This window comes from Photobacterium frigidiphilum (assembly GCF_003025615.1).
GTDB classification, from domain to species: Bacteria; Pseudomonadota; Gammaproteobacteria; order Enterobacterales; family Vibrionaceae; genus Photobacterium; species Photobacterium frigidiphilum.
The window spans coordinates 30,483-47,138 of record NZ_PYMJ01000014.1 but is presented as its reverse complement, the minus strand read 5'-3'; the positions used below and the strand labels follow the sequence as shown (position 1 = coordinate 47,138).

General features: G+C 43.7%; 11 protein-coding genes. 6 read left to right on the top strand and 5 right to left on the bottom strand.

Going from position 1 to position 16,656, the window contains the following annotated elements; genetic code table 11:
- The first annotated feature begins 24 nt into the window (after positions 1-24).
- Positions 25-249 (top strand): zinc ribbon domain-containing protein, encoded by a 225-nt coding sequence (locus tag C9J12_RS14755; protein ID WP_107243414.1) that lies wholly within the window; start codon positions 25-27, stop codon positions 247-249.
- A 124-nt stretch (positions 250-373) separates the two neighbouring features.
- On the opposite strand, the gene xseA is transcribed toward C9J12_RS14755, so the two are convergent.
- Positions 374-1,732 (bottom strand): exodeoxyribonuclease VII large subunit, encoded by a 1,359-nt coding sequence (gene xseA, locus C9J12_RS14750; protein ID WP_107243413.1) that lies wholly within the window; start codon positions 1,730-1,732, stop codon positions 374-376.
- Positions 1,733-1,990: 258 nt separating this feature from the next.
- On the opposite strand from xseA, the gene guaB reads away from it, so the two are divergent.
- The 3 genes from guaB to C9J12_RS14735 all read left to right on the top strand — a co-directional run bounded on the left by guaB (position 1,991) and on the right by C9J12_RS14735 (position 7,180).
- Positions 1,991-3,454, top strand: coding sequence for an IMP dehydrogenase (gene guaB / locus C9J12_RS14745; protein ID WP_107243412.1), 1,464 nt, complete (start codon positions 1,991-1,993; stop codon positions 3,452-3,454).
- A 132-nt stretch (positions 3,455-3,586) separates the two neighbouring features.
- Complete coding sequence (guaA, locus tag C9J12_RS14740; protein ID WP_107243411.1) at positions 3,587-5,170, top strand: glutamine-hydrolyzing GMP synthase; 1,584 nt, start codon at positions 3,587-3,589, stop codon at positions 5,168-5,170.
- A gap of 450 nt (positions 5,171-5,620) precedes the next feature.
- The gene (locus C9J12_RS14735; protein ID WP_107243410.1) at positions 5,621-7,180 is read left to right on the top strand and encodes an AbgT family transporter; all 1,560 of its coding nucleotides are present in this window, start codon (positions 5,621-5,623) and stop codon (positions 7,178-7,180) included.
- A 109-nt stretch (positions 7,181-7,289) separates the two neighbouring features.
- Here the strand turns inward: C9J12_RS14735 and fghA are convergent, their stop codons facing one another.
- Entirely contained in the window at positions 7,290-8,132 is an 843-nt protein-coding gene (fghA, locus tag C9J12_RS14730) for an S-formylglutathione hydrolase (protein ID WP_107243409.1), read from the bottom strand.
- Between the two features lie 105 nt (positions 8,133-8,237).
- The gene (locus tag C9J12_RS14725; RefSeq protein WP_107243408.1) at positions 8,238-9,368 is read right to left on the bottom strand and encodes an S-(hydroxymethyl)glutathione dehydrogenase/class III alcohol dehydrogenase; all 1,131 of its coding nucleotides are present in this window, start codon (positions 9,366-9,368) and stop codon (positions 8,238-8,240) included.
- A gap of 362 nt (positions 9,369-9,730) precedes the next feature.
- Here C9J12_RS14725 and tadA point away from each other — a divergent pair, with 362 nt between their 5' ends.
- Entirely contained in the window at positions 9,731-10,255 is a 525-nt protein-coding gene (gene tadA / locus C9J12_RS14720; protein ID WP_227876370.1) for a tRNA adenosine(34) deaminase TadA, read from the top strand.
- Between the two features lie 100 nt (positions 10,256-10,355).
- Here tadA and C9J12_RS30710 read toward each other — a convergent pair whose 3' ends face one another.
- Entirely contained in the window at positions 10,356-10,508 is a 153-nt protein-coding gene (locus tag C9J12_RS30710) for a hypothetical protein (protein ID WP_157134282.1), read from the bottom strand.
- Positions 10,509-10,752: 244 nt separating this feature from the next.
- Positions 10,753-12,297: a membrane-bound lytic murein transglycosylase MltF gene (gene mltF / locus C9J12_RS14715; RefSeq protein WP_107243406.1), complete on the bottom strand. Its 1,545-nt coding sequence runs from the start codon at positions 12,295-12,297 to the stop codon at positions 10,753-10,755.
- Positions 12,298-12,643: 346 nt separating this feature from the next.
- On the opposite strand from mltF, the gene purL reads away from it, so the two are divergent.
- The gene (purL, locus tag C9J12_RS14710) at positions 12,644-16,612 is read left to right on the top strand and encodes a phosphoribosylformylglycinamidine synthase (RefSeq protein ID WP_107243405.1); all 3,969 of its coding nucleotides are present in this window, start codon (positions 12,644-12,646) and stop codon (positions 16,610-16,612) included.
- Positions 16,613-16,656 lie beyond the last annotated feature (44 nt).

The window sequence follows — 16,656 nt, the reverse complement described above, 5'->3', positions numbered from 1 at the left end:
ATAATTTGAAAGAAAGGGAAGGTTATGAGTGATAATGTTTGCCCCGATTGTCAGAGCGAATTGAGCTGGAAAGACGACGGGTATTATTGTGATTTTTGCCAACACACAGTCAAAAAGCATGTTTTTTGCCCTGACTGTGAACATGAAATGGAAAAGCTTCAAGCGTGCGGTTCAGCCAGTTATTTTTGTAATTTTTGCAATGAATTAAAGTCAAAATCGCGAATCACAATACGCTTTGAATCTGTGTAATAATTATCTATTCACCGTGTGAAAACCGAGTGTATAGAACGCCGCATCTTGCGGCGTTTTTCATTAAATGTAAGCATTGATACCTATCTAAACTCACACCCATTTACATCTACTCTAGCTTGATTTAAGAAAGAAGTGACTCACTCACTGTTGAATGTATTTCTCCATCAGTCACTTTCGTTACTAATTTATCGCCGGGTTTCACTTGGTCAATATGGCGAACCACTTTACCTTTAGCGTCTCGGGTTATTGAATAGCCACGGCTGAGTGTTGCTAATGGGCTTACTGTTTCTAATTTTTCAGCCGCCAGTGCTAACTTGTGATTCGCATTTAATAAACGGTGATCCATAGCATCGAGTAAACGGCGTTTTCTTTGGTCTAATGTAGTTTGATTATCTTTAATCGTTTGCACTGGTGAGTGCAGTGATAGTTTGTAGTTTATACGCTCTACATGCTGATGATGACTTGATAGTAATCGACCCATCGCGAGCTCTAATCGGCTAGAAATATCATCAAGGTGCTGTTGCTGTTGATTAAGACGTAATTGAGGATGTTGGCGTTCTAAGCGATGGGTTAGTTGAACTGTTTTCGCTTCACGTTTAGATAGATAAGTGCGAATGGCGTTTTTAAGCTGTTGGTTTTTTTGTTGTATTTTTTGTGTTTGGTGAGTGATATCACGACTCACTAATTCAGCAGCAGCTGATGGGGTAGGTGCGCGCATATCAGCCACAAAATCGGCAATGGTCACATCAACTTCATGACCGACAGCACTCACTATTGGAATCTGACTGGCGGCAATTGTACGCGCTACGATCTCTTCGTTAAATGCCCATAAATCTTCTAGCGAACCACCCCCACGACCTACGATCAAGACATCACATTCTTGGCGTGCATTAGCCCGACCAATGGCTTGAGCAATCGAAATAGCAGAGCCATCACCTTGCACCATCGTGGGATAAATAACGACAGGTAAGCTGGGATCGCGACGGTGTAAAACAGTTAAAATATCATGCAACGCGGCCCCTGTTTTAGAGGTGATAATACCAACTCTTTTAGGTTGCTCGGGTAGCGGTTTTTTCAATGCTTGAGCAAATAACCCTTCCGCCGCCAGCGACATTTTAAGTTGTTCAAATTGCTGCTGTAATCGACCATCGCCTTCAGGCTGCATGCTTTCGATAATGAGCTGGTAATCACCACGTGGTTCGTACAATGATAAACGTGCTTTTACCAGAACTTGTGTGCCGTTGGCTGGCTTAAATGTAACGCGGCGATTGTTGCCCCGAAACATGGCACATTTCACTTGAGCACGCGAATCTTTGAGGGTGAAATACCAATGACCCGAAACAGGCATCGATAAATTAGATAGCTCACCGACGAGCCACACAATGCCCATCTCATTTTCAAGCAATAAGCGCACTTCAGCATTAAGGCTAGAAACGGTAAATATACGATCGTTAGATTGCGTCTGAGTGAATAGAGTCACGAAGTGAAATACCTACTGTCGAAAGACAAAGTGGTGCGCAGGAAGTGAATGAAAGTGTACAGGCAGATCTATAGACAGATCTTGGGTATACACGATTGACCGCAACACCGGAAACTTAACCGAAATATATTACGTATCAAGATAAAAGTGTCAATTATTTTTTTTAATTTTTTAGTAGCCAAACGATTGCTTCATACGTATAATTTGTTCGCAATATTTTATCCTCCTTTAACCCCTAACACGGTGTGAGATATTGCAATGTTACGTATCAAACAAGAAGCTTTAACTTTTGATGATGTTTTGCTGGTTCCAGCACACTCTACGGTTCTCCCTAACACTGCCGATCTGCGCACCCAGTTAACGAAAAAGATTTCGCTAAACATTCCTATGGTTTCTGCTGCAATGGACACAGTAACTGAAGGTCGTTTTGCGATCGCGTTAGCTCAAGAAGGTGGCATTGGCTTCATTCACAAAAACATGTCTATCGAACAACAAGCGAACCAAGTTCGCATGGTTAAAAAGTTCGAAGCAGGTGTTGTGTCTGAGCCAGTAACAGTGAAGCCAACTGCAACGATTGCAGATGTAAAACAACTTACCCTTGAAAATGGTTTTGCTGGTTATCCGGTAGTGTCTGATAACAACGAACTCGTTGGTATTATTACTGGCCGTGACGTACGTTTTGTCACTGACCTTTCGATGAAAGTTGAAGATGTGATGACGCCAAAAACAAAATTGGCGGCAGCAAAAGAAGGTGCCTCTCGTGAAGACGTTGAAGCTATCATGCAAGAATACCGTGTAGAGAAAGTGCTACTGGTTAATGATGACTTCCAACTGAAAGGCATGATCACTGCAAAAGATTTCCAAAAAGCAGAACGCAAACCGAACGCATGTAAAGATGAGCGTGGTCGTCTACGTGTTGGTGCTGCTGTAGGCGCTGGTGCTGGTAACGAAGAGCGCGTTAAAGCATTAGCGGAAGCGGGTGTTGATGTTCTTCTTATCGATTCATCTCACGGTCACTCTGAAGGCGTTTTACAACGTATTCGTGAAACCCGTGAAGCTTTCCCTGAACTACAAATCATTGGTGGTAACGTTGCAACTGCTGCAGGTGCTCGTGCCCTAATCGATGCAGGTGTAGATGCTGTTAAAGTCGGCATCGGCCCTGGCTCAATCTGTACAACGCGTATTGTGACAGGTGTGGGTGTTCCTCAGTTAACCGCTATTTCTGATGCCGTTGATGCAGCGTCTGAGTTTGGTATCCCAGTTATTGCCGATGGCGGTATTCGCTATTCTGGCGATATGTGTAAAGCAATTGCTGCTGGCGCATCATGTGTCATGGTTGGTTCAATGTTCGCTGGTACTGAAGAAGCACCGGGTGAAGTGGAACTATACCAAGGTCGAGCTTACAAATCTTACCGCGGTATGGGATCGCTTGGCGCGATGTCTCAAGGTTCTTCAGACCGATATTTCCAGACTGATAATGCAGCAGACAAATTGGTTCCAGAAGGAATCGAAGGTCGTGTTGCTTACAAAGGTCACATTAAAGAAATCATACACCAGCAAATGGGCGGACTTCGTTCAAGCATGGGCCTTACAGGTTCAGCTACGATTGACGACTTACGCACTAAAACTGAGTTTGTTCGTATCTCTGGTGCTGGTATCAAAGAATCACACGTGCACGATGTAACAATTACCAAAGAAGCACCAAATTACCGCATGGCTTAAATGTGTTTTTAGCGTATTCGTTCATTGATTATTCAATCATGACGAAAACGTTTGCCTAAGCGGAAAATTTGTATAACATCAGGGGCGTTTTTAGCCCCCACTATTTTCAATTATTTTTGAGACTTCTCGATAATGACTACATCTACTAATATTCATGACCAGCGTATCCTTATTCTGGATTTTGGTTCTCAATATACTCAGCTAATCGCACGTCGTATCCGTGAAATCGGTGTTTATTGTGAGCTTTGGAGCTGGGACGTTGATGAAGCCGATATTCGTGACTTCAACCCGAACGGTATCATCCTTTCTGGTGGGCCGGAGAGCGTAACCGGAGATGAATCACCTCGCGCACCACAATATGTGTTTGAAGCGGGTGTACCTGTGTTTGGTGTGTGTTACGGCATGCAAACCATGGCCGAGCAGCTTGGCGGTAAAGTTGCCGGTTCTTCAATGCGTGAATTTGGTTACGCGCAAGTCGAAATTGTTGAACCAACATCATTCTTTAAAAATATTGAAGATGCAGTAGCCGAAGATGGTAATGGGTTGCTGGATGTATGGATGAGCCACGGTGATAAAGTGGTCGAAATCCCGTCTGATTTTGTTAAGGTTGCCCAAACTGATACTTGCCCGTTTGCGGCAATTGCCAACGAAGAGAAGCATTTCTACGGTGTGCAGTTCCACCCGGAAGTGACCCATACCCGCCAGGGCATGCGTATTATCGAGAACTTCGTTCTTAATATCTGTGGCTGTGAGAACCTTTGGACATCAGCAAACATCATCGAAGACGCCATTGCTAACATCAAAGAGCAAGTGGGTGATGATGAAGTTATCTTAGGCTTATCTGGCGGTGTAGATTCATCTGTTGTGGCTATGCTGCTTCACCGTGCTATCGGCGACAAACTAACGTGTGTGTTTGTTGATAATGGCTTGTTGCGCCTGAATGAAGGTGAGCAAGTGATGGATATGTTCGGTGACCATTTTGGTTTGAACATCGTACATGTTAAAGCTGAAGATCGTTTCTTAAACGCATTGGCAGGAGAGAACGATCCTGAAGCGAAGCGTAAGATTATCGGTCACGTATTTATCGATGTATTCGATGAAGAATCGAAGAAACTGGAAAATGCTAAGTGGTTGGCTCAAGGTACTATTTACCCTGACGTTATCGAGTCTGCTGCCTCTAAAAATGGTAAAGCGCATGTGATTAAATCTCACCATAACGTTGGCGGTCTGCCAGATGATATGGAAATGGGATTAGTTGAGCCTCTACGTGAATTGTTTAAAGATGAAGTACGTAAGATTGGTTTAGAGCTAGGTCTTCCGTATAACATGCTTTACCGCCACCCGTTTCCTGGACCAGGTCTAGGTGTACGTGTACTCGGTGAAGTGAAGAGAGAGTACTGTGACTTACTACGTCGTGCAGATGCTATCTTCATTGAAGAGCTACACAATGCAGATCTTTATAACAAAGTGTCTCAAGCATTTACGGTATTTCTACCAGTACGCTCGGTTGGCGTAATGGGTGATGGCCGTAAATATGATTGGGTTGTATCACTGCGTGCTGTTGAAACGATTGATTTCATGACTGCGCATTGGGCACATCTTCCATACGATTTCTTAGGTAAGGTTTCTAACCGTATCATTAACGAAGTTGATGGCATTTCACGTGTTGTTTACGATATTTCTGGTAAGCCACCGGCGACTATCGAGTGGGAATAATTTTCGTTTTAGTTTCATTTAATACGGCAATGTATTAAGCGTTGTGAAATGAACTTTTATCGAAAAAAGTAACACGAGATACTGAAAATCAGAATGAATATAAGAAAAGGCACCTTCGGGTGCTTTTTTGTTTTCAGCTACACTATTTATATTATTTAGATGTAGTAACACATGATATTCGGTGTTGAGTTTACAGATACAAAGTGTGCTTGGTTTGTTAGGTATATGTTTCGTATTAATATTTATTTACAATATACTATTGCTGACTTTTGTTATTACATGGTTAAACCCGCTTTTTATTTATCATTTTTCATTACAATCTATCGGTATCTTTCATCGTAACGGTGAAGCAAACAGATTAACGGACGAATAAGATAAATATGTCACTGTAATTAAGTGGTAAATACACCGTCACGAATCTATAACAACATCATTTTCCATGGAGTTCCCATGAGTAAGCAAGCAACAGATCAAATGCCTCCTGCACCTAGCAGTGCAATGAACCGCTTTTTGAATGCAATAGAAACAACAGGTAACAAAATCCCCGATCCCGCATTATTGTTTTTCTGGGGATTAATCATCGTTTGGATCCTTTCTGCCGTTTTTGCTCAGTTTGATTTTGGGTTCATTCACCCAGTTACAGGTCAAGCTGTTGAAGTGAAAAATTTATTAACGGGTGAGTCATTTGCTAGCTTCTTAGCAAATATGGTTAAGAACTTTACAGGGTTTGCACCGTTAGGCATCGTATTAGTGGCGATGTTGGGTGTGGGTGTTGCTGAAGCGTCAGGCTTTATCAATACTGGCCTTAAGAAGATGCTTAATTTCACGCCTGCGAAATTATTAACACCAATGCTAATCTTGGTGGCAATCGTTTCTCACACAGCTGCTGATGCGGGTTACGTGTTGGTTATTCCACTAGGTGGTATTATCTTCCACGCTGCTGGACGTCACCCTCTTGCGGGTATTGCGGCTGCATTTGCGGGTGTATCGGGCGGTTTCTCTGCTAACTTTATTCCATCAGGGATTGATCCTTTATTAGCCGGCTTTACACAGTCAGCGGCACAAATTCTAGATCCCACTTATATCGTAAACCCATTATCTAACTTATTATTTACCGGTTTATCTTCAATACTTGTTGTGAGTATCGGTTGGTATGTAACAGATAAGGTGATTGAACCACGTTTAGCAAATACTGCAATCGATGAAGATGCAGAAGAAGCGCCAGATATGGGCTCTTTCACTGCAATCGAAAGTAAAGCTTTCTCTCGTGCTGGCTGGGCTATGGTTGCTGGTATCGTGATACTCGTTGCATCTGTTATTCCTGAAACGTCACCGCTTCGTTCGCCTGCGGGTGAAATCACAGCATTTAACGCGCCGTTAATGCAGTCGATTGTACCGCTAATCTTTATTCTGTTCGTTATTCCTGGCGTGGTGTACGGTAGAATTGCGGGTACGTTTAAATCAAGTGATGACGTTATTAAGTCTATGTCTGCAACAATGAGCAGCATGGGTAGCTTCATGGTAATGGCATTCTTTATTGCTCAATTCTTAGTTGCATTTACGCAATCTAACTTGGGTACATTGCTGGCTCTTTCTGGTGCTGAATTGCTTCATGCAATGAACTTACCGGGACAGGTGACAATTGTTGGTATGATTTTACTAACAGCGTTTGTTAACTTGTTAGTGGGTTCGGCATCGGCTAAGTGGGCATTGATTGGTCCAATCTTAGTACCAATGCTAATGGCTGTTGGTATTTCACCTGAGCTTACTCAGGCGGCTTACCGTGTGGGTGATTCTGTTTCTAATATCATTTCACCTATGATGGTATTCTTCCCACTTGTTGTTGTTTACATGCAGCGTTATGTGAAGGGTTCTGGTATTGGTTCGCTTGCGTCAATGATGATGCCTTACTCAATCGCGATGTTGATTGGTTGGACTATCTTCTTGCTAGCATACTGGGCACTGGGTATTCCTCTAGGTGTTCAAGCACCATATACATACAGCATGTAATATCAGTTATATGCGTTAGAACTGGCTTGTTATTGCAAGCTCTACAATGAAAAAAAGCCTCGCATGCGAGGCTTTTTTTTATCCAGATAATACTGGTAACGATAAGCGATTAAGCAAAGTGCTTAGCGTGGAAGCGAAGGTGATCTTCAATAAAGCTCGCAATAAAGAAGTAGCTGTGGTCGTAGCCTTCTTGCATGCGTAGTTCTAATGGGTAGCCGACACTTTCTGCTACAGCAACCAATGCTTCCGGCTTCAATTGTTCTACCATGAAATTGTCTTGATCGCCCTGATCAACTAACGCAGGTAGTCGAGCATCAGTGTGTTTCATGAGCTCAGTGGCGTCGTAGGCTTTCCATTGTTCGATGTCTTTACCAAGATAGCCACTGAATGCTTTTTGTCCCCATGGGCATTGCATCGGGTTCACTATTGGGCTGAATGCCGATACCGAACTAAAGCGCGCTGGGTTTTTCAGGGCAATCGTTAATGCACCATGGCCACCCATAGAGTGACCGCTGATAGCACGTTGTTGGGTTACAGGGAAGTTTGCTTCAATCAGATCAGGCAGTTCGTTAACTACATAATCATACATTTGGTAATGACGGTTAAAGGGCGCTTGCGTGGCATTGACATAAAAGCCTGCACCTAACCCAAAGTCATAGCTGCCATCGGCATCATCAGTAACATCGTCACCGCGTGGGCTCGTATCTGGGGCAACAATAGCCATACCTAATTCGGCAGCTAGGCGTTGTGCGCCTGCTTTGTGCATGAAGTTTTCATCAGTGCAGGTTAAGCCTGATAACCAATACAGAACGGGCACTTTTTCACCACTGACAATTTGCGGTGGTAAAAAAATGGCAAAACGCATATTGCAGTTTAATGCAGTCGAACGGTGAGTATATTGTTTGTTCCAACCGCCAAAACTTTTGTTTGAGCTGATGTTCTCTAAAGTCATTGGATAGCCTTAAATTAAGTAAATATTAAAAAGCGCTGCCAGAGCAGCGCTTGAATAGTTCAATTAGAACGAGCGTTATAATCGCCGTTATGTTTGATCTACAGGTTACTTATCGAAGTGAATAACACTACGAATACTCTTACCTTCGTGCATTAGGTCAAATGCATCGTTGATACCTTCAAGACCCATTGTATGAGTAATGAAATCATCCAGTGCGAATTCGCCTGCCATGTAACGCTCAACAATTTCTGGCAATTCTGAACGACCTTTAACACCACCGAATGCAGAGCCACGCCATACACGCCCAGTCACAAGTTGGAATGGACGGGTTGAGATCTCTTGCCCTGCACCCGCAACGCCGATGATGACAGATTCTCCCCAACCTTTGTGACAACACTCAAGTGCTGAACGCATTACGTTTACGTTACCGATACACTCGAACGAGTAATCAACACCGCCGTCTGTCATTTCAACAATAACGTCTTGAATTGGCTTGTCGAATTTCGTTGGGTTTATACAGTCAGTTGCGCCTAATTTTGTTGCAAGCTCGTATTTAGTTTCATTGATATCAACACCAATAATACGGCTAGCACCAGCCATTTTCGCGCCAATAATCGCAGATAAACCAATACCGCCTAAACCGAAGATAGCAACAGTGTCGCCTTTCTCTACTTTTGCGGTATTAAGAACAGCACCCATACCCGTTGTGACGCCACAACCCAGTAAACAGATTTCTTCTAGTGGGGCTTCTTTACTCACTTTAGCTAGTGAAATTTCAGGTAATACTGTGTATTCAGAGAACGTCGAGCAACCCATGTAATGGAAAAGAGGCTGACCATCTTTATAGAAGCGAGTTGTTCCGTCTGGCATTAAGCCCTTACCTTGGGTCTCACGTACCGCTTGGCATAAGTTTGTTTTGCCCGATTTACAGAATTTACACTCACCACATTCTGCTGTGTAAAGAGGGATAACGTGATCACCGACTTGAACGCTTGTTACGCCTTCACCAATTTGTTCAACAATACCGCCACCTTCATGGCCCAATACGACAGGGAAGATACCTTCAGGATCGTCGCCTGAAAGGGTGAATGCATCAGTGTGGCAAACACCAGTCGCAACGATACGTACTAATACTTCGCCTGCTCGCGGTAGCATGACATCGATTTCTTCAATTGAAAGAGGCTGTTTAGGGCCCCATGCGATAGCAGCTTTAGATTTGATAAATTGATCAGACATTGTAGTTCTCTCTATGTAGGTTAATCACAACGTGAGTAATCAGGCCTATTATTTTTTTTGATAGTTTTCCCACTTATACACAGTAGGTGAGAATTCTGATAGTGACGAATAAATACCGCTTTCTCGTCATTTGTTTCGATGGGAGATATTATATTTATTTCTGATTGAATGATAATTGGGGCAAATGGCAAATCACTTTTACTCAGATGTAACAATAAGGAGGCTGGTTTTATAATAAGCCGCGAAACTGCTGTGGATGGAGCAAAATGCAGTGCATGCTGAAAGGTAACCTATCATCACTGTGGCTAGTATCTTGAAGTGGTTTGGGTATAATTTGCGCCCTAACAAATGTAGACATGAGAATGCTTGTGACAGATAACACCGACGTAAATCACGATGAACAATATATGCGCCGTGCTATTGAGCTTGCCAGCCAAGCAGAGGCTGAAGGTGAAGTACCTGTCGGTGCTGTGGTGGTATATAACGGTCAGGTTGTTGGTGAAGGATGGAACCGCTCGATTGGTCAACATGATGCAACAGCCCACGCCGAGATGATGGCATTGCGTCAAGCTGGAAAGGTGGTTCAAAACTACCGTTTATTAGATGCCACGCTATATGTGACACTTGAACCTTGTCCCATGTGTGCTGGTGCGATGGTGCATAGCCGAATTGGTAAAGTTATTTTTGGTGCGAGTGATTTAAAAACGGGTGCCGCGGGCAGTGTAATGAATTTACTCAGCTACGATGAAGTGAACCACCATGTTGATTGTCAATCCGGCGTATTAGATGAAGAATGTCGAGCCCAGCTACAAGCCTTTTTTAAGCGCCGTCGTGCAGAAAAGAAAGCTGAAAAGAAAGCGCGCCAAGCTGCGTTAGATAATCAGTAATTAAACACGGTGTAATGCTTAGTTTGATTCTTTAGTTAGAAAATAAGAAGCCCGGTCAATTGAACCGGGCTTCTTATTTTCTAACATGGATTACGCAGACTTAATCAGCCAATATTGCTGAAAGTACATAAGTGCGTTGACGCCAAAGAACCTTACGACGAATATTCACACTCAAACGCTTTCGGCGTGTAGCCGCTGATGTCATGTGTTTTTTAAAGTTATTCGCCGTTGATTTTTGTTTGGATATTCTCATAGCATTTCTCTTTTGAAAAACTGTGAAAATAATTGTTCACAGAACTCATTGCATCAGTTGATGCATATGGCTTGATTGTTACCTACTTATTAAAAATCGCGTACGATCCTGATCCCATCTTAGTACAATAACTTTGCACAGTTGACCCTTCGGTCATAAAACACCCAGCCCTGATTACGATAATGAGTAATACAGGGCTGTTTTTGTATGAGCAGGAAGACTGATCACATTGCTTGTTACTGGTTTATTGTGATGGCTCGGGATCTTCTATTGTCTTTTCTGCACTACTGATTGCTGCTTCACTGTTTAATGAACCATCTACGTTGGCTTGTCTGGGGGGCGCGGGCGGCAAGGTAATGGTCTGCAAACCATCCACAACTTGTACATCGTCGCTATCATAATCGTGGCTGTGTGCTTGTTCATAGCCAATAATACTTTGATAGTAGCGGCGAATATTTTCGACATAATTTAAGGCTTCATCACCACGGGCATAACCATAGCGACTTTGCTGATAGTATTTACGTTGGCGTAATAAGGGTAAGCGTTGTTTTACGTCGGTCCAGGTATCTTGGTTACCGCCTTGCTTGTGGGTAAGGCGACGCGCATCCATCATATGACCAAAGCCAACATTATAAGAAGCAAGCGCAAACCATACTTTTTCATGGCTTTCGATACTGTCGGGTACTCGGCTAATCATTTTGCGTAAGTACTCTGCACCACCACGAATACTTTGCTCTGGGTCTAGGCGGTTTTTCACGCCAACAGATTTGGCTGTCGGTAAGGTTAACATCATCATACCGCGCACACCCGTAGGAGATACGGCTTGTGGATTCCAATGGGACTCTTGGTATGACAACGCGGCAATTAAGCGCCAATCAAACTCATTTGAATACTTCTTAAAGAGTGATTCCCAGCGAGGTAGTTTACTTTCAATCGCCCGTAAAAATGCACGTGTATCGACATAATCAAAACTGCCAACATGACCAAAATATTTTTCTTCTAATTGAGCCAATTCACCACTTTGTTTGATTTCACCAAAAAACTCAATGAGCAGTGCGTACAGGCTATCATCCGTTGATTTGTTGACAAACCATGCAATCGGTTCATCTTCGGTCAGTTCCATTGCGATCGCGATATCGGGGTGAATACGCTGACTTAGCGCAACATCCACTGAATCGGCAATCGTAAAATCAAGTTCCCCTTTCGCCACTAAGCGTAGTAGCTCATCAGAGTCGGTTTCTTCAATCGACTCCCAAGTCAAATCAGGGTAAATTTCTTTCAGTTCGATTAAGCGTTTTTCATGGCTAGAGCCTTTTACAATGCTTAACGTACCTTTATTTAGGGCTAAATCGGCAGGCTTTCTTGGGCGCCATTGTCCATTTTTATAAACAACTATCTGGCTAGCATAATAATAAGCAGGGGCTGCGTGATAATTTTCGATACGGTCTTTAGATATAGTGAGGCCTGCCGCTACGACATCAATACCACCACGTTCGAGAGTAGGGAATAAACCAGAAAGGGTAAACATGGGTTGCATTTCGAGTTTAACCCCCAGCTTTTGGGCAAAGCGCTGAGCTAATTCATAATCAAGCCCAGTTGGTCCATCATTACCAATGTAATAAGACAGCTGATTATTTAATGTTCCTACTCGGATAACACCGCTTTCACGGATCTTTTCAAGTTCGGTCAAGTTATCATCTTGCCATTGGCATCCAGAAAGCAATGCGAGTACCAATGCGACGGTCAAGAGTTCTCGGAACTTTGTAATTAACGGATTATTACTCAACAAAACATGCTCATCATTATTATTTGGTGTTCTTTATACCAAAGGTCGGCATCACAGCAAAGAGACTCTGCTTTGAACTCTGTATGAATTCGTTAATGTGTGTCTCAAAACGGGTTTAAATCTTTTTTTTTACAGTTGTTGTAAAAAAAACGCGCAAACGGTTGCGTCAAGAGTTACGTCACAAAAAAAATTCCTTTATACTGTGCTCCATCGTAATCCATGTACTCACTATAAAGCGCTAAAAAGTTGCTGAAGTGGTTAAGGTGACATTGACGTAATAAACCCAAATTTGTTGGGTGTTAGGCCAATATCACCTTCATTCAATTAGCTAATCGAGAGTAGTACGCACATGGAAATTTTGCGTGGTTCACCCGCACTATCTGAGTTTCGCGTTAATAAGCTATTAGAGCGTTGTCGCGAGTTAGATCTACCTGTGTCCGGCATTTATGCCGAGTTCATGCACTTTGCTGATGTCTCTGCTCCCCTGAATTCAGATGAGCAAAGCAAGCTTGCGAGCCTGCTTACATATGGTCCGACGATCGCAGAGCATGAGCCTACTGGCACTATGCTCCTTGTTACTCCTCGTCCTGGTACTATCTCTCCATGGTCTTCTAAGTCTACCGATATTGCGCAGAACTGTGCGTTAGGTAACGTTAAACGCTTAGAGCGTGGTACGGCTTACTACGTAGAAGTCACCGCAGATCTTACGAATGCACAACTTATAGACTTAAAAGCTCTGATCCATGATCGTATGATGGAAGTTGTCTTTACGGATGTCGATTCTGCAACCGCATTATTTACCCAAGCAGAGCCAGCACCCGTTCAAAGTGTTGATATCTTGGTGGGTGGTCGCAAGGCGCTAGAAGATGCCAACATAAAATTGGGCTTAGCATTAGCTGAAGATGAAATTGACTACTTAGTCGAAAATTTCACTATGTTAGGACGCAATCCTAACGATATTGAATTAATGATGTTTGCTCAAGCGAACTCTGAGCACTGTCGTCATAAAATCTTTAATGCTGACTGGACTATCGACGGTGTCGAGCAAGAAAAGTCATTGTTCAAGATGATTAAGAATACCTACGAAAAAAATCATGAGCACGTTCTGTCGGCATATAAAGATAATGCCGCAGTGATGGAAGGTTCAGAAGTCGGACGCTTTTTCCCTAACCCTGAATCTCGCCAATATAACTACCATCAGGAAGCGGCCCATATCCTGATGAAGGTAGAAACACATAACCACCCAACGGCCATTTCACCATGGCCTGGTGCATCTACCGGTTCTGGTGGTGAAATTCGAGATGAAGGCGCAACAGGTCTTGGAGGTAAACCAAAAGCTGGTTTGGTTGGTTTTACTGTATCTAACTTACGAGTGCCCGGTTTTGAACAGCCTTGGGAAACAGATTTCGGTAAGCCGGGCCGTATCGTAACTGCATTAGATATTATGCTGGAAGGTCCACTCGGTGGTGCGGCATTCAACAATGAATTTGGTCGTCCTAACCTATTAGGTTACTTCCGTACATACGAAGAAAAAGTGACGTCGCACAATGGCGAAGAAATTCGCGGTTACCATAAGCCAATCATGATTGCTGGTGGTATGGGTAATATTCGTGCTGATCACGTTCAGAAAAAAGAAATCCCAGTTGGTGCCAAACTAATTGTACTTGGTGGCCCTGCAATGAACATTGGTTTGGGTGGCGGTGCTGCTTCATCAATGGCATCAGGCCAATCAGCAGAAGATTTAGATTTTGCATCAGTACAACGTGAAAACCCAGAAATGGAACGTCGTTGTCAAGAAGTGATCGACGGTTGTTGGCAGATGGGTGATGCTAACCCAATCGCATTTATTCACGATGTAGGTGCTGGTGGTATTTCAAACGCCTTACCAGAGCTTGTCGATGATGGTGAACGTGGCGGTAAATTCCAGCTACGTAACGTGCCAAATGATGAACCGGGTATGAGCCCGCTAGAGATTTGGTGTAACGAATCGCAAGAACGTTATGTAATGGCCGTAGCGCCAGAAAATATGGCCGTATTTGAAGCCATTTGTAAACGTGAACGCGCACCGTTTGCCGTTGTTGGTGAAGCCACAGAAGAGCGTCACCTAACACTTGAAGATGAACATTTTAACAATACGCCAATCGATATGCCTATGGATATTTTATTAGGTAAAGCACCAAAAATGCATCGTGACGCGAAAACACTGAAAGTCGAAGGTCAGCCAATTGACCGAAGTGGCATCGAATTAGAAGCGGCAACACAACGTGTATTACGTTTACCCGCTGTTGCTGAGAAAACATTCCTTATCACGATTGGTGATCGCAGCGTAACAGGTTTAGTTGCACGTGATCAGATGGTCGGCCCATGGCAGGTCCCTGTTGCTAACTGTGCCGTTACAGCGGCGAGTTATGATACTTATCACGGCGAAGCAATGTCGATGGGTGAACGTACACCGGTTGCACTGCTTGATTTTGGCGCATCTGCTCGTTTAGCTGTTGGCGAAGCGATTACTAATATCGCAAGTGCTGACATTGGCGATATGAAGCGTATTAACCTATCGGCAAACTGGATGTCTCCAGCGGGTCACCCTGGTGAAGATGCGGGTTTATACGAAGCAGTTAAAGCGGTAGGTGAAGAGTTGTGTCCTGCTCTTGGCTTAACGATTCCAGTTGGTAAAGATTCGATGTCGATGAAGACCAAGTGGGAGCAAGATGGCGAGCAGAAAGAAGTGACTTCTCCGCTATCATTGGTGATTACCGCGTTTGGTCGTGTTGAAGATGTCCGTAAAACAGTAACGCCTCAACTACGCACTGATAAAGGTGAATCAAGCTTAATCTTGATTGATCTAGGTTGTGGTCAAAATCGTCTTGGTGCTACGGCACTGGCACAGGTTTACAAGCAACTGGGTGATAAGCCTGCTGATGTTGATAGCCCTGAATTACTCAAAGGCTTCTTCTACGCTGTTCAAGCACTAGTACGTGATGAAAAAGTACTGGCTTACCATGACCGTGGTGATGGTGGTTTATATGTGACACTGGCTGAAATGGCATTTGCGGGTCACACCGGTGTTGAAGTTGACATTAATACGTCTGAAAGCGATGCATGTGACGATGTACTGGCAATGCTATTCAATGAAGAGCTAGGTGCTGTACTTCAAGTTCGTACTGAAGACCTCGATACGGTGAAATCAGTACTTGCCGAACATGGCTTAACAGCATGCAGCCATGTTATTGGTACCGTAGTAGATGAAGATGTGGTTCGTATCTGGAATGGCAACGAGCGCGTTCTTGAGCAAAGCCGTACTGACCTTCGTACTGTCTGGGCTGAAACGACTTACCAGATGCAAGCGATGCGTGATAACCCAGCGGGTGCCTTGCAAGAATTTGAAGCGAAGAAAGATAACAGTGACCCAGGCCTAAGCGCTCAGTTAACCTTCGACATTAATGAAGATGTAGCCGCACCATTTATTGCCGCACCATTTATTACAGCAGCACCAAAGACTGGTGCATCAGTAGTTAATGCACCGGCAATTAACTTAGGTGCAAAACCACAAATGGCCATTCTACGTGAGCAGGGTGTTAACTCTCATGTTGAAATGGCAGCGGCTTTTGACCGTGCTGGTTTTGAAGCAACAGATGTTCATATGAGTGATATTTTGTCTGGCAACGTTCAGCTAGAAGGGTTCAATGGGCTTGTTGCTTGTGGCGGTTTCTCTTACGGTGACGTATTGGGTGCTGGTGAAGGTTGGGCTAAATCAGTGTTGTTTAACAACATCGCTCGTGACCAATTTGAAGCATTCTTCAAGCGTAACGATACATTCTCATTGGGTGTGTGTAACGGTTGTCAGATGATGTCGAACTTAAGTGAGCTTATTCCTGGTTCAGATCTGTGGCCACGCTTTGTTCGTAACGAATCTGAGCGTTTTGAAGCACGTTTCAGCCTAGTTGAAGTACAGAAGAGTGACTCGTTGTTCTTCAACGAAATGGCTGGTTCTCGTATGCCAATCGCGGTTTCTCATGGTGAAGGTCGTGTAGAAGTGCGTAACGGTGAGCACCTTAATGCGATTGAGCAATCAGGTACTGTTGCGTTACGTTACCTTGATAACTTCGGTAATGTTACTCAGAACTACCCTGCGAACCCGAACGGTTCACCAAATGGTATTACAGGGTTAACAACGACGGATGGTCGCGTAACGATTATGATGCCTCACCCTGAGCGTGTATTCCGTACTGTGGCTAACTCATGGCACCCAGATGACTGGAATGAAAACAGTCCTTGGATGCGCATGTTCCGTAATGCCCGCGTTAATCTTGGTTAATCTATAAATTGGCTATCCATGAATAATGGATGTAAACCAAATTA